16 protein-coding genes and 1 riboswitch are annotated in these 17,328 nt (G+C 64.2%); of the genes, 3 read left to right on the forward strand and 13 right to left on the reverse strand.

Annotated elements, in window-relative coordinates; genetic code table 11:
* Window positions 1-29: 29 nt before the first annotated feature.
* The 8 genes from M0639_RS16855 to M0639_RS16890 all read right to left on the reverse strand — a co-directional run bounded on the left by M0639_RS16855 (window position 30) and on the right by M0639_RS16890 (window position 6,660).
* Window positions 30-1,415, reverse strand: coding sequence for a class II 3-deoxy-7-phosphoheptulonate synthase (locus M0639_RS16855; RefSeq protein ID WP_007730070.1), 1,386 nt, complete (start codon window positions 1,413-1,415; stop codon window positions 30-32).
* Between the two features lie 90 nt (window positions 1,416-1,505).
* On the reverse strand, window positions 1,506-1,997 hold the full coding sequence (locus M0639_RS16860) for a polyadenylate-specific 3'-exoribonuclease AS (protein WP_003941683.1): 492 nt from the start codon (window positions 1,995-1,997) through the stop codon (window positions 1,506-1,508).
* A gap of 66 nt (window positions 1,998-2,063) precedes the next feature.
* Window positions 2,064-2,870 (reverse strand): lysophospholipid acyltransferase family protein, encoded by an 807-nt coding sequence (locus M0639_RS16865; protein ID WP_003941692.1) that lies wholly within the window; start codon window positions 2,868-2,870, stop codon window positions 2,064-2,066.
* A 94-nt stretch (window positions 2,871-2,964) separates the two neighbouring features.
* Window positions 2,965-4,005 carry an ROK family protein gene (locus M0639_RS16870; RefSeq protein WP_020969875.1) on the reverse strand — a complete coding sequence of 347 codons (1,041 nt, stop codon included), beginning with the start codon at window positions 4,003-4,005 and terminating at the stop codon, window positions 2,965-2,967.
* Window positions 4,006-4,129: 124 nt separating this feature from the next.
* Entirely contained in the window at window positions 4,130-4,525 is a 396-nt protein-coding gene (locus tag M0639_RS16875) for a hypothetical protein (RefSeq protein ID WP_007730069.1), read from the reverse strand.
* A complete protein-coding gene (locus M0639_RS16880) occupies window positions 4,522-5,772 on the reverse strand; it encodes an ArsA family ATPase (protein WP_003941793.1) in 1,251 nt (416 codons plus the stop codon). Before M0639_RS16880 ends, M0639_RS16875 begins: the two co-directional genes overlap by 4 nt.
* Window positions 5,773-6,210: an SRPBCC family protein gene (locus tag M0639_RS16885; protein ID WP_003941701.1), complete on the reverse strand. Its 438-nt coding sequence runs from the start codon at window positions 6,208-6,210 to the stop codon at window positions 5,773-5,775.
* Between the two features lie 63 nt (window positions 6,211-6,273).
* Window positions 6,274-6,660, reverse strand: coding sequence for an SRPBCC family protein (locus M0639_RS16890; RefSeq protein ID WP_003941776.1), 387 nt, complete (start codon window positions 6,658-6,660; stop codon window positions 6,274-6,276).
* A 159-nt stretch (window positions 6,661-6,819) separates the two neighbouring features.
* Between M0639_RS16890 and M0639_RS16895 the strand changes: the two genes are divergently transcribed.
* Complete coding sequence (locus M0639_RS16895) at window positions 6,820-8,631, forward strand: AMP-dependent synthetase/ligase (RefSeq protein WP_003941777.1); 1,812 nt, start codon at window positions 6,820-6,822, stop codon at window positions 8,629-8,631.
* Between the two features lie 96 nt (window positions 8,632-8,727).
* Here the strand turns inward: M0639_RS16895 and M0639_RS16900 are convergent, their stop codons facing one another.
* The 4 genes from M0639_RS16900 to M0639_RS16915 form a co-directional block, all read right to left on the reverse strand.
* Window positions 8,728-9,855: a glycosyltransferase family 4 protein gene (locus tag M0639_RS16900; RefSeq protein ID WP_003941734.1), complete on the reverse strand. Its 1,128-nt coding sequence runs from the start codon at window positions 9,853-9,855 to the stop codon at window positions 8,728-8,730.
* A 78-nt stretch (window positions 9,856-9,933) separates the two neighbouring features.
* Window positions 9,934-11,292, reverse strand: a complete 1,359-nt coding sequence (locus M0639_RS16905; protein WP_230691661.1) for a peptidase MA family metallohydrolase — start codon at window positions 11,290-11,292, stop codon at window positions 9,934-9,936.
* Window positions 11,293-11,366: 74 nt separating this feature from the next.
* Window positions 11,367-12,419, reverse strand: a complete 1,053-nt coding sequence (locus M0639_RS16910; protein ID WP_064075444.1) for a C40 family peptidase — start codon at window positions 12,417-12,419, stop codon at window positions 11,367-11,369.
* Window positions 12,420-12,743: 324 nt separating this feature from the next.
* Window positions 12,744-13,301, reverse strand: a complete 558-nt coding sequence (locus M0639_RS16915) for a C40 family peptidase (RefSeq protein WP_003941754.1) — start codon at window positions 13,299-13,301, stop codon at window positions 12,744-12,746.
* 14 nt (window positions 13,302-13,315) lie between these two features.
* Window positions 13,316-13,494: riboswitch (cyclic di-AMP (ydaO/yuaA leader) on the reverse strand.
* A gap of 522 nt (window positions 13,495-14,016) precedes the next feature.
* Between M0639_RS16915 and M0639_RS16920 the strand changes: the two genes are divergently transcribed.
* Both M0639_RS16920 and M0639_RS16925 read left to right on the forward strand, forming a co-directional pair.
* Window positions 14,017-15,777 (forward strand): DEDD exonuclease domain-containing protein, encoded by a 1,761-nt coding sequence (locus M0639_RS16920; RefSeq protein ID WP_176741994.1) that lies wholly within the window; start codon window positions 14,017-14,019, stop codon window positions 15,775-15,777.
* Window positions 15,778-15,855: 78 nt separating this feature from the next.
* A complete protein-coding gene (locus M0639_RS16925; RefSeq protein WP_003941677.1) occupies window positions 15,856-16,131 on the forward strand; it encodes an Lrp/AsnC family transcriptional regulator in 276 nt (91 codons plus the stop codon).
* 8 nt (window positions 16,132-16,139) lie between these two features.
* On the opposite strand, the gene trpD is transcribed toward M0639_RS16925, so the two are convergent.
* Window positions 16,140-17,231, reverse strand: a complete 1,092-nt coding sequence (trpD, locus tag M0639_RS16930) for an anthranilate phosphoribosyltransferase (protein ID WP_003941751.1) — start codon at window positions 17,229-17,231, stop codon at window positions 16,140-16,142.
* Between the last annotated feature and the right edge of the window lie 97 nt (window positions 17,232-17,328).

Here is a 17,328-nt window from a genome sequence, read left to right on the forward strand (position 1 = left end):
GCGCGAATCAGCTTCGGCGAAGCAAGGTTTCAGCCTCGCAGCATCTCGGCCACGAGGAACGCGAGCTCCAACGACTGTTGGGTGTTCAATCGGGGGTCGCACGCCGTCTCGTAGCGACCGCCGAGATCGAGGTCGGAGATGTCCTGCGCGCCGCCGAGGCACTCGGTGACGTTCTCACCGGTCAGCTCGACGTGGATGCCACCCGGATGCGTGCCGAGACCGTTGTGGACCTCGAAGAATCCCTGGACCTCGTCGACGATGCGGTCGAAGTGGCGCGTCTTGTACCCGGTGGAGGCTTCGTGGGTGTTGCCGTGCATCGGATCGCACTGCCAGATGACCTGGTGACCGGTGGCTTGGACCTTCTCGATGATCGCCGGCAGCAGGTCGCGGACCTTGCCGTTGCCCATGCGCGAGATCAGAGTCAGACGACCTGGCTTGTTGGTGGGGTCGAGACGCTCGACGTATTCCACCGCCATTTCCGGCGTCGTGCTCGGGCCGATCTTGAGGCCGATCGGGTTGGACACCAACTCGGCGAAGGCGATGTGCGCGCCGTCGAGCTGACGAGTGCGGTCACCGATCCAGAGGAAGTGAGCCGACAGGTCGTAGAGCTTGGGGTGATCGCTGTCGTTGTCGAGACGCAGCATCGCGCGCTCGTAGTCGAGAACCAGGGCCTCGTGGCTGGCAAAGATCTGTGCCTGGTGCAGGCTCGGATCGGTGACGCCACACGCGTTCATGAACTGCAGGCCGCGGTCGATCTCGGCTGCCAGTTGCTCGTAGCGTGCGCCCGCGGGAGACGCTGCGACGAATTCGCGGTTCCAATCGTGCACCTTGTGCAGGTCGGCCATGCCGGCGCCGGTGAGTGCGCGAACCAGGTTCATCGCGGCGCTGGCGTTGGCGTATGCACGCACCAGTCGCGAAGGATCGTGGGCGCGGACTGCCTCGTCGGCGACGAGCGAGTTGATCATGTCGCCGCGGTAGGACTTCAGACCCAACGAGTCGATGTCGGCCGAGCGCGGTTTGGCGTACTGGCCGGCGATGCGAGCCACCTTGACGACCGGCATCGAGGAACCGTAGGTGAGCACGACGGCCATCTGCAGCAACGTGCGGATGTTTCCCTTGATGTGCGGCTCGGTGTTGTCCGCGAAGGTCTCGGCGCAGTCACCGCCCTGGAGCAGAAATGCCTCACCACGCGCGACCTGCGCGAGACGCTCTTGCAGCGCCTCGACTTCGCTGGCCACCGTGATGGGAGGCACGCTCTCGAGCACAGTCCGCATGGCGGCCGCCTGGTCAGCGGGCCACGAGGGCTGCTGAGCAGCGGGCTTCGCGAGCGCCTCGTCGAGCTGCTTACGCAGTCCGGCAGGCAGCGGCGGGAGTTCGGGCAAGCGGTCGATCGGCACGTCGACAGTCCAGTTCACCTCTACAGGATATTCGCTCGCTCGTCGGCGCGTCACACAGGCTCTCGATCGCAGCCCAATCGGAACACTTCCCGCGCACCGAAACCTGGGTCAGCGAAGTGACCGTGCAGCCGAAATGGCGTCGAACTTCACGAGGTTGTGCCTGGCGTCGGCAAGTGCGTCGTGTGCGTCGGCGGGCGCCGACGGGAGGGCAGGACTGCCGTTGTCTTCCCAGAACTGTCGGAGTTCGCGGGTGTACCGCGGCATCGACTGCGGTAGTTCCGTCATGTCGCCCCACAACTGGCACAGCGCGACGTGGTCGTAGGCGGCGACCCACGCCCAGAGCTCCGGAACCACCATCGGCCGCGGAACGAAGAATTTCAGAAGATCGTCGCGGATCTTCTCGCGTGATTTCCACAGCGGCGACGAAGGCTGCGGCAACTTCGGCAGCACGTTCTTGCGCACCCAACTACCGGCACGGGCGGGATCGAACTCCGTCGAAACCGCGTAGTACTCTCGGCCGTCCTCACAGACAACGCCGATGGACACGAGATCGATGGTTCGACCGTCTTCGATGAATTCACAGTCGTAGAAGTAGCGCACGTCCGAAAACTATGCCGCACGCGCAGGCTCTGGAGCCAATGCGCGTGCGGCCGGTGTGGGAAATCTCTAGCTGGCTTGTGCGTCCGGGAGCGAATCCTTGTCGGACTTCGCGGATTCCTTCGACTCGGCCGAGGCCACGAGATCGACAACCGACTCGCCGCCTTCCGCCGGAACGTCGACGGCAGCTTCGGGTTTCGTGGGCGCCTGGTTCTTGAGGCTTGCCGCGTAGATGTCCACGTACTCCTGGCCGGAGAGTTTCATCAACTTGTACATCACCTCGTCGGTCACAGCGCGCTCGACGAAGCGGTTTCCGCCCATGCCTTCGAAGCGGGAGAAATCGATGGGTTCGCCGACGATCACGGTGACCTTGGCGGGACGCCACATCCGTGAGCCGATCGGATTCATCTTGTCGGTGCCGACCATCGCTACCGGGATCACCTTGACGCCCGATTCAAGTGCGAGGCGCGCCATTCCGGTCTTGCCCTTGTAGAGGCGACCGTCAGGCGAGCGCGTCCCCTCGGGGTAGATACCCAGCAGGCTGCCCGAACCGAGGACCTTGAGACCGGCGTTGAGTGCATCCTGCGCCGCGTCTGCACCGGTTCGGTCGATAGGGACCTGACCGACCGCGGTGAAGAACCACTTCTGGAAAGCGCCCTTCAGACCGGAACCGGTGAAGTACTCACTCTTGGCAAGGAACGTGATGCGGCGGTTGACGCGAAGCGGAAGGTAGAACGAGTCCAGAACCGCCTGGTGATTGCTGGCCAGAATGGCCGCCCCGTCAGTCGGAATGTTCTCGTGACCCTTGACCGTCGGACGCCCGAGCAGCCAGAGAATCGGCCCCAGCAACACATACTTGAAGAGCCAATACCACACGGCGTCCCTCCCATTCACAGCTGAATTTCGCTGAGTACGACCTTACTGCCGACCGGTAACCCCCGCTACACAACCCCCTGCAGGATCGACCCGATCACAGTCCGGCAGACGTGGTTCCAGCGCCGTCGACCCCACCGAGATCCTGAGGCACTACCGATCGGGCCAAAGCGGCGGCGCCGACCATGCCCGCAGCTTCGCCCAGCTGAGCGGAACGGATGCGGGCCAGTGGGCGGTGCTTCGCCCCGGTCAACAATGTCGCGTATTGCTCGCGGGCGTCGTCGAGAAACAGTGGGGCAGAACTCGCGACGCCGCCGGCGATCACGACCAGATCGGGATCGTAGACGTCACCGACCATGGCCAGACCCACGGCCAGCCAACGGGTGAACTCGGCGATCGTTGCCAGCGCGAGTGGGTCACCGTCCTGCGCGGCGTTGGCGATCCGGCGACCGGTGAGCGAACCAGGATCCACCGCTACCTCACGCGCCAGGACCGTCGACGCGGCCGGGTCGGCGGCAAGCAGTTCGATTGCCGTGTCGACGAGCGCCGTTCCGCTGCAATAGCGCTCCCAACACCCACGTTTGCCACACGCGCACTGACGCCCGCCCGGAACGACCTGGATGTGGCCCAGTTCGGGAGCGACGCCGTGACTCCCCCGGTACAGCTCACCGTTGATCAGCAGCGCTCCACCGATTCCGGTCCCGATCGCCACCATCACGACATTGCGGCCACCTGCGGCCGCGCCGAATCGGTGCTCCGCGAACGCCGCTGCATTGGCGTCGTGTTCGAGAACGACCGGCAAGCCGAGCCGCTTGCTCAAGTCACTTCCGACCGGCGCGTCCACCCATGGCAAGTGCGGAGCGAACCGAACCGAGCTTCGATCGGAGGTGATGAAGCCGGCGACCGCCAACCCCACGGCCGATACCTCGTGCCTGGTGACCAATTCGCGCACGACGCGATCGAGACCGTCTTCGAGTGCCCTGGCCGACTGCGGGGTCGGGGCTTGAATCATCTCGAGCACTTGTCCGTCGACGTCCACGACGGAGGCCCTGATACTCGTCCCGCCGACGTCGATGCCGACCGTCAAGATGTCGTCCATGGTGGAGTCGGAGACCGCTTTCAAGCGGCGCGCGCTCATCGCGACGATTCCCGCGCGAGCGGCGTCCGCTGGAGTGCGCACCCTGAATCGGTGCCTCGTGCGTCGGTGACCATTGTGTCGATTGTGCTCATCTCGGGCCGTTCGCTCTACCCGGGGTACTGAGTCAGTCCTTGACCGTCACGTTGATCGGGACAAATGCCGCCGTGCGAGTTCGCTCCGCACCTGGCGTCGTCGGACCGCCTTCGGGTCCACGATCGGGGCCTGACGGCCCCCCGAGAAACTCGTCGAGAATCTCACGAAGCAACGCAAGGAATGCTGCTGCTTGACCCGCGAGGAATGCCAACAGTTCGTGGTGCTCACCGCGAACCAGTGCGGCGAGGGCGCACACCGGGCACCAGCTGCAGCCGGTGAACACCGGCTGCGTGTCCGTGGACGCCGAGTCACTCGCAACGTCTGCCGTCGCTGCTGCGGCCTTCTGCAGCACCGGTTCCAGGCGCGTCAGAACGGTTTCCGCCAGCGCGCGAAACTCCGCGACGAGGCGCTCGTGCTCTTCGCTCATACCGGCCACACCGCGGGATCCGGGCTGAACCGGATGATCAGGTAACTGCCGTCCAACTCCGCCCCGTTCACGACACAACGACGCAGCACCGACGCCAAACGAACTCTGCGTCGTACGCCGTCTGCTCCCACCAGCACATCGTCCTCCACCCGGCCCAACGACAACGACGACGGATCCACGAGCGGAAGGTACATCCGCATCACGTACACCGAATCGACTCCGGTCCCGGACTCCAACGACACCACGATGTTGTCCGCGGTACCGACGGTGCCCGAATCCGTGCCCGCTCCACCCTCGAACGTGGCCGCGATCTCGCCCAGAGCGGCCAACCCTACCGGTTCGGCGCAAGCGCGTTCGACCGTTGTGACGGACATTCCATCGGTTGATCCACGCAGTTCGTCCACGACGAGTGCCTGAGCCGCCCGGATCGACGCGAGCCACTGCGCCGCCGGTGAATCGTCGACACCCTTCCCGGCGGACGAGTTGAACTGCGGGACAAGGTTGTTGACCACAATCCCGTCAACTCGCAACCCGGCCAGAGCCAGCCCGGACAACGTCCGACGAGTCGCCGCGACCGACACGCCGTCGGCCGACGTCACCACACGCACGCCGGTGTTCTCCCGATCCGAGAGGTGAACCGCGATCCGATCCACCGACGCGAGCACGCGTTCGACGACGGACACGAGCAGGAGCAGCCGCATGTCCGTACCTGTCACAGCGACCATCCGCCTGTGCCGCGGCCACAATCGCTCGAGATACTCCGACACCATCGACGGCGAGCCGAGTATCCGCAGCGCTTCGGCTGCGGCCGGACAGTCCACGATCACGACGTCGTAGTCGCCGCTGTCCGAGAGGTCGACGATCTCGGCGAGCCCGAGCATGTCTTGGATGCCCAGGGATCCCGTCAACTCTTCCGGTTCCAAGCCCTCGAATGACGAACCGTGTTCGTGATCTCCCGCTCCGAAAGTTCCTGCAGCGTCGATCAACCCCGACAATCCTCGGAACTTGTCCTCGAGGAGCGCTGACGTGTCGAGTTGCCGGACGTCGAGACGCTCGGTGAGAGATGTGGTCGTTCGCGGATTCGGCACGCCCAGGACGTCTGCAAGAGAACCTGCCTGATCGATCGACACGAGCAGCACTCTCGCCCCATCGGTCGCAGCCGACACAGCAGTCGCTGCGGCAAGCGTCGTCGTGCCTACTCCGCCTTTACCGACGAACAGTTGGACGCGCGATCGTTGCTCCGGCACTCAGCCCTCGACTCGCTTCTTCAGTTCCTTCAGAGCTGTGTCGGTGATGATCTTCTCGGCCTTGCGCTTGAACAGTCCGATCATCGGAATCGTCAGGTCGACCGTCAACTCGTAGGTGACCGACGTGGTGCCGTTCGGGCCGGGCTCGAGTGTGTACGAACCGAATTGGGACTTCTGAATCTCGCCCGAGATCAGCTCCCAACTCACCGCCATACCGTCCGGTGCCCACGAATACTGCAGTTCGTAGGTGTCCTTCACCATCCCCGCGTCGAGGACGAAACGTACTCGGTCCGCGCGGCCGCCCTGTCCCGGCGCCGTCACCTCGACGGACTTCGCCGCGGCCACCCACTCGGGGTACCGCTCGAAATCGGCGATGACGTCCATCACGGCGTCGGCAGGAGCGTCGATGCTGATCAACCCCTTGGTCTTCTCGGCCATACGACTGCGCTACCTTCCTTCGTCAAAAGTCCAGAACCTGCACAACGTGCAGTGCTTCGATTATCAGTCCGGTGCTACTCCGGCGGCACGTCCCGCTTCGAGTTCGCGTTTGAGCTGGAACGACATGACCTTGCCGTCGACCCGACGCTTGCGGTTCATCCCGGCGAGGTCGAGGGTCGCCAGATCGGACGGCGATACGCCGACCGGCTCACAATGCAGGAAGTAGTGCGCGATCGTCCCGTCCATGACCGGTTCGAGCCACACCTCCATGGTGCCGACCAGCTGACCGGACACCCCCCAACGGAATCCTGCGGGACCGCGATCTTCCCGGACTTCGAGCTCGAGATCACTGAACCAGCGACGCCACTGCGCGCGCGAGGACAACAGTTCGGCGACCCGCTCGGGCGGGGCGGCGATGAAAGTCTGGTCTGCGACCTGAATGCTGCTCACCGAAGTAGCTTCACATATCGCGTCCGCGAAGCGTCGAGGGGTGTCGCAACACTACATACCGGACAGACTGTAAGCCTGGCCACAACTGCGTCGGACATGCGACTACAGTAGGAGACGAAAACCCTACTCGTCAGTATTTCGCAGTGTCGGAGGTATTTCGTGCCTGAGTTCAGCGCACCCCAGACGTTCACCATTCCCGAGGATGCCTCCGCGGTCGACTCGGTCTTCGCCTTCGCGAAGACGAAGCCGGCGGCGGTTGTCTACAAGCGCAAAGTCGGAAATGCATGGGTCGATGTCACTGCAGGCGATTTCGCCGCTCAGGTGACTGCCGTCGCCAAGGGCCTGATCGCGATCGGAGTCGAGCAGGGCGATCGCGTCGGCCTCATGTCGGCGACTCGCTTCGAATGGCCGCTCGTCGACTACGCCATCTGGGCGGCCGGCGGCGTGACGGTTCCGATCTACGAAACCTCCGCAGCCGAGCAGGTTCGCTGGATTCTCGAGGACTCCGAAGCAATCGACCTCATCGTCGAGAACGACGCACATGCCGCGACCGTGAAGGACGTCGCTGCAGCCGCCCCCGCGCTGCGCACGGTGTACCAGATCGATGCCGCGGCAGGCGGTAAAGGTGTTGTCGAGGAATTGACCGCACTGGGCGCCGACATCTCCGACGAGGACGTCCACGCCCGCGTCGCTGCACTGAAGGCATCCGATCCCGCGACCCTGATCTACACGTCGGGCACCACGGGCCGACCCAAGGGCTGCCAGCTGACGCACTCCAACCTGATTGCCGAGTCGAAGGGCATCCTCGACTCCAACCTCGGCACGCTGCTCAAGACTCCTGGCGTTCGCACTCTGATGTTCTTGCCGCTCGCGCACGTTCTCGCTCGCGCAGTCAGCATCGCGTCGTTCGATGCCGGTGCAGCGCTGGGGCACACGAGCGACATCCCGAACCTCGTTCCGACGTTCGGCGAGTTCAAGCCCGACTTCATCCTCTCGGTGCCGCGCGTGTTCGAGAAGGTCTACAACAGCGCACGCGCCAAGGCGCACGGCGACGGCAAGGGAAAGATCTTCGACGCGGCCGCAGACACCGCCGTCGCGTGGAGCGAGGCGCAGGACAAGGGCGGCGCCGGCATCGTTCTCAAGGCCAAGCACGCTCTCTTCGACAAGCTCGTGTACTCGAAGCTGCGCGCAGCGCTCGGCGGGCAGTGCCAGCTGGCCATTTCCGGTGGTGCACCTCTGGGCGCTCGACTCGGCCACTTCTTCCGCGGTATCGGTGTCACGATCTACGAGGGCTACGGACTGACCGAGACCACCGCAGCGTTCGCCGTCAACACCATCGGCGCACAGAAGGTCGGTTCTGTCGGAAAGCCGTTGGCCGGCAACTCCGTTCGTATCGCAGAAGACGGCGAAATCCTCCTCTCGGGACCGGTGGTCTTCACCGGCTACTGGCGCAACGAGAAGGCGACCGCCGAGTCGATCGAGAACGGCTGGTTCCACACCGGCGACCTCGGCACCGTCGACAAGGACGGCTACATCACCATCACCGGCCGCAAGAAGGAAATCATCGTCACGGCAGGCGGCAAGAACGTCTCCCCCGCTCAGCTCGAGGATTCCCTTCGCGCGCACCCGCTGATCAGCCAGGCCATCGTGGTCGGCGACCAGAAGCCTTTCATCGGCGCCCTCATCACCATCGACGCCGAAGCTCTCCCCGCCTGGAACGAGCGCAACAACAAGGCCGCAGGAACCACAGCGGCCGACCTGGTTTCGGACGGCGAACTGGTCGGCGAAATCCAGGACGCCATCGACGAGGCCAACAAGCTCGTCTCACACGCCGAGGCGATCAAGAAGTTCCGCATTCTTCCGGTCGACTTCTCCGAGGACACAGGCGAACTCACGCCCACGATGAAGCTCAAGCGCAACGTCGTGCACGAGAGCTTTGCCGCCGACATCGAAAAGATCTACGCCAAGTAGTCTTTCGCCGATCAGTCCTCTGCCGACACGAACGTGCCGACATGAACGGCCCGCACCGAATTCGGTGCGGGCCGTTCGCGTTCGAGTCCCGGTAGCTCAGCCGAGGAGATTACGCAGTTTGGAAGCGAGCGTGTCCCACTTCCAGTCTTCGGCAACCCATGCCCGGCCGGCTGCTCCCATCGCGGCCGCGCGATCACGATCGGACAGCACCTCGATCACGGATTCGGCGACGTCGCGAACAGAGGTGCCGTCGACCACGAGCCCGGTCTTGTTCTGCTGCACCGTTTCCGGAGCGCCACCACTGCGCCCGGCGATGACCGGCACACCGGTAGCCGAGGCCTCGAGGTAGACGATTCCCAGTCCTTCGACGTCCAATCCGGCGCCTCGGGTACGGCACGGCATGGCGAACACGTCGGCGATCGTGTGGTGCGCCGCCAACTCTGCGGCGGGCACCGTGCCCGTGAAGACGACGTGATCGTCCATCCCGGTCTTACGCGCCAATTGGCGGAGATGGTCCTCGTACGGCCCACCTCCGACGATCACCAGTACCGCCCCGTCAATGCTCTTGCGTACGGTCGGCAGCGCCTTGATGAGCATGTCCTGCCCCTTGCGTGGCACGAGCCGCGACAGGCACAGGATCGTGGGCCGCTCGCCCAGCCCGTATCGCTTACGCAGTTCCGCGCGGGCGACCGAGTCCGGGTGGAACACTGACGTGTCCACTCCGGAAGGAAGGTGCTCGAGCGCCGCTTGCGGGCCGAAGGCCGCCGAGAACCGCCCACGGGTGTATTTGCTGACGAACGTCACCGCATCGGTGTGGTCACCGATCACACGCAACGACTGCCGCGCACCGGGAATCATCGACCATCCGACCTCGTGGCCGTGAGTACTCGCGATCACTCGGCTCGCTCCGGCGCGTCGAACAACCGGTGCCAACAACGCCAACGGTGCTGCCGCACCGAACCAGACCGACTCGCAGTCGTGCTTCTTGACCAACTTCGCGGCTCGACGAGCGACAAAAGGCGACGGCAGCATCAGCGTCGTCGGGTGCCGAACGACCTCGAAAGGCTGTGCCGCATCGAACTTCTTGTGCGAGTCGCCCCGCCACCGCGGTGCGTACACCACCAACTTGTCCGGCGGCAGATGCCCGGCGAACGTGTGGAGATAGGACTGGATACCTCCGGGGCGAGGAGGAAAATCGTTGGTCACCAAGAGGGTCCGGCGCATCCGTCCACCGTAGGGCACTCGGTGCTTCAAACGTGCGAAGGGCACCTCGCCGCTGCAATCGACCCAGCCGCGAACCGCTCAGCCCAGATGGCTGTTGGTCCAGTCGACCCATCCGGCTCGCAGTTCCTCGGTTCCGACGCCAACGACCGCTCGGATCCGCGAATCGAGGTCTTCGGCCGTCATCTTTCCGGAGGCGAGAGCGCGAAAGAGGTCGGTCAGCTTTGCTTCTCCGAATCGATCGGCGATATACGCGTTGATCGACCACGCCGATTCGTACGCCAGTGAACTCACGACCGGTACACCGCTGAACTGCGTGTCGTCCGGAAACTCGGTCGGAGTATCGCCGGAGCGTACCGCTGCTGCCAGAGTCGGCGCGATCTCACCCCAGGCCCGCGAGGATCCACGGTTTCCCGCGTATTCGGCAAACCCTTCCAATACCCACATCGGCGACCCGTCACGGGTTTTCGATCGGGCGGCTATGTGCATCAGTTCGTGGCGCAACACCGTTCGCCTGGTGATGTCGGTCAACCTCGAAGCCGCGGCAGGCGAGAAGACCACCCGCTGGCCGCTCACGTCGGAAGACCCGTCCGCCGTCGCATCCGCGACCGACACTGCGGCAATCGAAGCGCCGTCGTGATGGGAGCCGACCAGTGCGGTGAATTCCTCAGCGGACCCCGCCACCATGAGCACCGCGCGCTCGGACCACCACGGCCCCCACAACTGCGTCGTGTTCTCGATGGCTGAGTCCACATCGGCAGCCAAAGCGTCGACGAACGCCTGCTGACCCGGGTGGCCGATCACCAGCGCGTTACCCGCAGAATTCTCGGCGACGGCAAGCGGGCCGAAGTCCCAGGGGCCATTCCAGGATTCGCCCGCCGTTCGGGCGCCGTCCAGTCCGACGATCGACCCGTCCGCAAGAACCGACCACTGATCGCCGCGTTTCGCGAGTGTCATGGACACTGCCTTGCGCGTGGGCAATGCGTCGACGCCGTCGAGGGCGTACCGCAACAGAACTTGCGCATTCCATACTTCGACGTCTCCGCCCGGCGCACCGGTTCGCGGCGCCGGAGTCAGGCCGCCGCTGGGAATCTCGTATCCCCAGTCGGAGAATTCGAGCGCTCCCGCTGCAGTGGCTCGTCGAACTTCCGCCTCGAGCACACCGGGTGCGGCGGAACTGTCGACGAACTTCGCCAGCCCCGACGGATCGTCGGACATCTGAGCCGCGGCCCATGCATCGAGAAAGCTCTGGACTTGAGCGCTGCGTTCCGCGTCCTGTTCGGCGGCGGCGTTTTCGTCGGAATCGGACCTGTTCGTCAGGAAGATCGTCAGGCCCAGAACGAGCACCACGGCTACACCGAGCGCCACGAGGGCCGGATACTCCCAACGGCGTGGTCGATCTGCGCCGACGTCGGGCGTCGTCATCGGTTCAGTCGGCACGGTGCCGAGTGTAGGAGAACTCGACTCGACGCTTCACGGCGGCTGGCCACACGCCACTCAGGCGCAGCAAGCCGTCAGTAACGACGCGCAGTGGAGAACTCCATGCCTGCCATCGACTGGACCTTCACCGGTACGCCGAACGTCGACGCATGCAGAATGTTTCCGTCGCCGGCGTAGATGCCGACATGCGAGTTGTCGCTGTAGAACGTCACGACGTCGCCGGGCTGTAGTTGGTCCCTCGACACCGGTACACCGCCCTGCGCCTGCGCTTGGCTCGATCGCGGCAGAGTCTTTCCGATCTGCTTGTAGGCCCACACCACCAGACCTGAGCAGTCGAACTCGTTCGGGCCGGTCGCGCCCCAGACGTACGGGTCACCGATCCGCGTGAGGCCTGCCTGCAGAGCAGCAGCACCCGAGCCAGGGGTCAAGTTAGCCAGAATTTTGCTGAGATCGACATCCGGCGGGAAAGGCGTACCGCTCAGTTGGTCACGTTCGTCGTCGGTGAGATTCTGGAAGGCTTTGGTCACGTCGGCGATCTGCGTCTGCAGTTCACTCTGCTTGCGCTGCAAATCGTCACTGAGTGCGCGGGCTTGATCGGCGGCGGTTCGCGCTTCTTCGGCCGATCGCTTCGATGCTTCCGAGGCGGCACGCGCATCGGCAGTGGCTTGGTTGAACTGAGAGACCTGTACTGCCGCGTCGTTGGAAATCACGTCGAGCGCAGACATCTGGTCGAGCAACTGCTGCGGCGAGTCGCTCACCATCAACGCAAAGAGGCGATTGGTTCGCGCACCCTGGTAATTCGCTGTGGCAATACGGTTTACCGCCGGAGCGAACTCGGCGACGCGCGCCGAAGCCGCGTCGAGAAGACCCTGATCGGCTGCCGATCGCACGTCCGCATCATTCGCGACTGCCAGCTTCGCGTCGAGGTCGATCTGCGCGTTGTGCAGCGCTTCGTTGGTCTGCTCGGAAACCCGGGAGAGTTCACCGAGCTTGTCGAGCGCCTCGGTGGGGTTGGTGATGACGGGGTCGGCACCGGCCTGCATCGAAGGCCCTGCAACGAGTCCGAACGCCAGCACTCCCACTGTCAATGCGGCCCGTACTCGACTGTTGTTTTTCGATGAAACCACGGAATGCAACTCTCCGTCTCGGTGAAGCGACGCCGACCGGGGCCGGTCGACGATCTGTTAGCTGGCTGTCAACTATCCACAGTACCTGTCTCGGCCGCGCAATGTCTCGATAAGGTTACGGAACGGCATACGTTTGTGTCTACTCGCCGGTAGGCGTGTCGGGGTGAAGTACCGGGCGAATTGTCGCGAAACGAAAATGTGGGCCCCGAATCGAAGATTCGAGGCCCACATTCGAAGATCCGGAGCTCCCCCGAGCTCCGCCGCATCACAGCGGCGGATCGTTCCGACTGCCTACCGGAGACAGCCGTCGAGCGTGTTCAGAAATCAGTAACGGCGAGCGCCGTCGTACGGCATCGAGGACACCGGAGCGAGCTTCACGGGCTGACCAGCGGTCGACGCGTGGATGACATTGCCGTTACCGGCGTAGATGCCCGAATGCGATCCGCCGTAGAAGGAGATCACGTCGCCGACCTGAAGATCGGACTGTGCGACGGCAACGCCGGCTGCAGCCTGGTCGTAGCTCGTGCGAGGCAGGTTGAGACCGGCCTGCTTGTATGCCCACTGAACGAGACCGGAGCAGTCGAATGCGTCCGGGCCGGCTGCGCCGTACACGTACGGGGAGCCCAGCTTGCTCTCTGCGGCGCGAACTGCCTGCTCACCAACACTGGAGATGGGAGCGGCCGGTGCAGCCGGTGCGATGTCGGTGATGCCCGGAATGACCGGCAACTGAGGAATAGAAACGCCCGGAACCTCGAACGTGCCGACGCCGGGGATGGTGATGGGGTCTGCCGAGGCAGGTGCAGCGGTTGCAGCGAATGCTCCGACTGCGAGCGCGCCGGCTACTGCCAACTGCGCTGAACGCTTGAAACTCTGTGACGCCACTTAAGGGTTGCTCCATTTCTTCCATTCATCCGCCGACCGAGTTAGCTGACGGGTTCGGGCTGGGAAGATCAGCCCTACCCGCGTGGTCTGCAGCGATCCTGCGTGCTGCACCCCAGGCGGGATTCACCCCAGTGGAAACTTGGGTTCCCGGTTCGGGTTCCTCGCGGAGATCCCGATTAGGCGGTTCCTGACGATGCCGGTCCTGTTTGGTCCGGCAAGACTTCGTTAGGTCTCAGGAAGGTTACGAAATGATCGCGACGATGTCGACCGCTTCGTGACAATCGCGCCCGATTCGCCGGAAATCGTGGTGCCGCGCCCGCGATACGCCCGGCGGGTCACGGGGAGATAACAACAGGTCGGTTCGGCGACCCACTCCAGGCCGTCAAACCCGCGCCCGCTACCCACTGCCAAGGCTCACCAAACCCGACAATCCGATCTTCCATGCAGTTCAACGATGATTACTTGAAACTAGAACTTGTTCCGGTCACGGACGCGGTTTCAGCCGTCGACAGACGCACCGAAGACCCCCTCGACTCGCCCTACTCACAAGTAGGCGCGCGTCCACATTCGCGAGTTCCCACCGCAAGTGTGATCCTCGTCTCTCCTACTTTTGTCGGGCGTTCATCGACCGATTTCGCAACGGAAGTCCGTGCGGGTCGGATTCCGTGTCTGCACTCTCGAATTCGTGTCGGGGGGTACTTCTACTGTCTGCGGTGTGAGTCCCGCCTCGGCCCGAGAATTTCCGTCTCCGCCCCCGTTCTCCGACGGGGAGAAGTTCGACGTCGGGCGGCAACTGAGCTTCGACGAACTGGACACACCGCTGAGCGAGACAACATTTGTCGTCGTCGACCTCGAGACCACAGGGGGCAGCGCCGACCAGGACTCCATCACCGAGATCGGCGCCGTCAAGATCCGCGGCGGCGAGGTACTGGGCGAAATGGCAACACTCGTCGACCCCGGCCGGTCGATTCCGCCCTACATAGTCGAACTGACCGGAATCACCACGGCCATGCTGATCGGCGCACCTCCCATCGAACGTGTCCTGCCTGCATTTCTCGAGTTCGCCGAGGGCGCGGTGCTGGTGGCACACAACGCGCCGTTCGACATCGGTTTCCTCAAAGCAGCGGCGTCACGCAGCGCGCGCCCGTGGCCTGCGTTCCGTGTCCTGTGCACCGTCAAACTCGCCCGGCGCGTACTCACACGCGACGAAGCACCTTCGGTGAAGCTCTCCGCACTCGCCCATCTCTTCCAAGTGACCACCCAGCCGACGCACCGGGCTCTCGACGACGCGCGTGCGACCGTCGACGTCCTCCACGGACTGATCGACAGGGTCGGAAACCAGGGTGTCCACAGTTACAGCGAACTAGTCGACTACCTGCCCAACATTTCCTCGCATCAACGGGCCAAACGGTCCTTCGCCGCAAACCTGCCGCGAAGCCCCGGTGTCTACCTTTTCCGCGGTCCTTCCGACGAAGCCCTCTACATAGGAACTGCTACCGACCTTCGACGCCGCGTCCGCAACTACTTCACCGGTTCGGAGACCCGCGGCCGGATGAAGGAAATGGTCGCGCTGGCCACCCGTGTGGACCATGTCGAGTGCGCGCACGCTCTCGAGGCCGGGGTGCGTGAACTACGACTGCTGAGCGCGCATGCGCCGCCGTACAACCGTCGCTCCAAGTTTCCCAAGCGAGGTTGGTGGATCACCCTCACCGACGAGGCGTTTCCGAGACTGTCCGTGGTTCGCACGCCCACGGCCGATTCGATCGGCCCGTTCACCTCTCGCGGCGACGCAGTCGACGTCGCCGACACCGTCGCAGAGTTCAGTCGTCTGCGCACGTGTACCAAGCGTCTCGGACGCGGCGCCGTTCACGGCCCTGACTGCCCCGCTCGCGAACTGGGGGCGTGTCCAGCCTCCTGGACCCCGGAAATCAACGCAGAGGACTACGCGGCCGCCCCTGAGGCCGTGCGTGGATTCTTCCGAGGAACCAACGACGCTCCCCTCCAACAGATGCAGGCCCGGATCGACGAGCTGTCCGCACACGCGTTGTTCGAGAATGCTGCTCGTCTGCGTGACCGAACGGTCGCAGTCGCCACCGCAGTGCGGCGCACTCAGCGACTCGCTGCAGTCGCGGCGATCGAACAACTCGTTCTCGCCCGCCCCACCGGAGACGGCGGCTGGGAGCTGTCGGTGATCCGGTCCGGGCGTCTCGCGTCCGCCGGGCTCGCCAGACGTGGGACTCACCCGATGCCCGTCGTCGACGCCATCACCGCGGCGGCCGAAACCGTCCTACCGGACGACGCCCCGTTCCGCGGCGCGTCACCCGAAGAACTGGGACTGATCGCAAGGTGGCTCTCGTCGGACGGTGTCCGAATCGTGTCGGCGACATCCGGATACGTCGAACCTGTGAGCGGCGCCGGCAAGTGGGAAGCCTGGTGCCGACTCGCCCGAGCCGGAACCGAATCCGAACATCGATGACGTAACGGCGGGGCGGCACCCCTAAGCTCGATCGAAACCACCGGGTCATCACAACCCGCAGGGAAATCGAGGAGAGAAATGATCAACGCCATCGTCATGATTCACGCCGAGTCCGCTCGGATCCCGGAAACCGCGCAGGCCGTCGCCGACCTGTCCGGAGTGACCGAGGTCTACTCGTGCGCAGGTGACGTCGATTTGATCGCCATCGTGAAAGTGCGTGACCACGCCCAGATCGCCGACGTGGTCACCGGAGGAATCAACAAGGTGCCCGGCGTTCTCCGAACCGCCACACACATTGCGTTCCAGTCATTCTCCAGCGCAGACGTCGAGGCCGGTTTCTCGCTGGGTGAATAGCCCCTCGATCAGGCTTGGTCGGCCAGCTCGGCGGTGAGCGCCGCCCACTTGTGAAGCAGTTCAGCGCCCGCGCCGCTGTCGATCGCGGCAGCGGCTGCAGTCATCCCGGCAGAGATCGCACTCTCGAGATCGTCGCCGACACCGTTGAATGCCGCGATGGCTGCTCCCGCGTTCAGCAGGACCGCGTCCCGGACCGGCCCCTTCTGCCCGGAAAGCAGCGTTCTGGCGACGGTGGCGTTGATTTCGGCGTCGCCTCCACGCAACTCTTCGAGAGGAACGCGGTCGATTCCGAGGTCACGCGGATCCAGCGTGACAGTTCGCACACTTCCACCGCCGACGATGTGAACCGTCGACGTCGTCGATGTGGTCAGTTCGTCCAGTCCGTCGTCTCCCCGTACCACCAACGCCGAATTGCCGCGCTGCGCAAGGACTCCCGCGACGACCGAGATCAGTTTCGGAAATGCGCACCCGATCAGCCCGGCACGCGGACGAGCCGGATTGGTCAGTGGACCGAGCACGTTGAATGCCGTCGGAATGCCGATTTCCTTGCGAGGCACCGCCGCAAAGCGCAGTGCGGGATGGAAGACCGGCGCGAAACAAAAGCCGATGCCGACCTCTTCGACGCACCTCGCAACCTGCTCCGGCCCGAGGTTGATGCGAACGCCGAGCGCCTCGAGCACGTCGGCGCCACCGCTCTTGGACGAAGCAGCGCGGTTGCCGTGCTTGACAACTCGCACACCGGACGCGGCAACCACGATCGAGGCCATCGTCGAGATGTTCACCGTGTTGGAGCGGTCACCACCCGTGCCGACGATGTCGACGACGTCGGAATCGACCGGCACGCGCCTGGAGTGTTCGAGCATCGCGGCGGCGAGCCCTTCCAACTCCGCGGGGGTTTCTCCCTTCATCTTCAGACCGACCCCGAAAGCAGCGATCTGAGCGGAGGTGGCGTTGTCCGACATGATCTCGCCCATAGCCCAGCGACTGTCGGCTTCCGACAAGTCACTGCCGTCCGTGAGCAAACCGAGAATCATCGGCCAGGACCGCACCACTGCACTCGAATCGACGTTCACGGCGTTGGATGCGTCGGTGCCGGCCATAGTGCCTTGGTCCCCTGTCGTTCAAGTGGGCTGGATTTCGAGCTGTCGTTTCGAGCTGTCGTTTCGCGCTGCCATTTTGTGCTGCCGATGACCCTCG

Source organism: Rhodococcus qingshengii JCM 15477 (assembly GCF_023221595.1).
Classification (GTDB): Bacteria; Actinomycetota; Actinomycetes; order Mycobacteriales; family Mycobacteriaceae; genus Rhodococcus_F; species Rhodococcus_F qingshengii.

Excerpts from the sequence above, each read along its gene's own strand:
- M0639_RS16925 (WP_003941677.1), top strand. The coding sequence starts at position 15,856 with ATGATCAACGCCATCGTCATGATTCACGCCGAGTCCGCTCGGATCCCG.
- M0639_RS16870 (WP_020969875.1), bottom strand. The coding sequence starts at position 4,005 with ATGAGCGCGCGCCGCTTGAAAGCGGTCTCCGACTCCACCATGGACGAC.
- M0639_RS16885 (WP_003941701.1), bottom strand. The coding sequence starts at position 6,210 with ATGGCCGAGAAGACCAAGGGGTTGATCAGCATCGACGCTCCTGCCGAC.
- M0639_RS16900 (WP_003941734.1), bottom strand. The coding sequence starts at position 9,855 with ATGCGCCGGACCCTCTTGGTGACCAACGATTTTCCTCCTCGCCCCGGA.
- trpD (WP_003941751.1), bottom strand. The coding sequence starts at position 17,231 with ATGGCCGGCACCGACGCATCCAACGCCGTGAACGTCGATTCGAGTGCA.
- M0639_RS16875 (WP_007730069.1), bottom strand. The coding sequence starts at position 4,525 with ATGAGCGAAGAGCACGAGCGCCTCGTCGCGGAGTTTCGCGCGCTGGCG.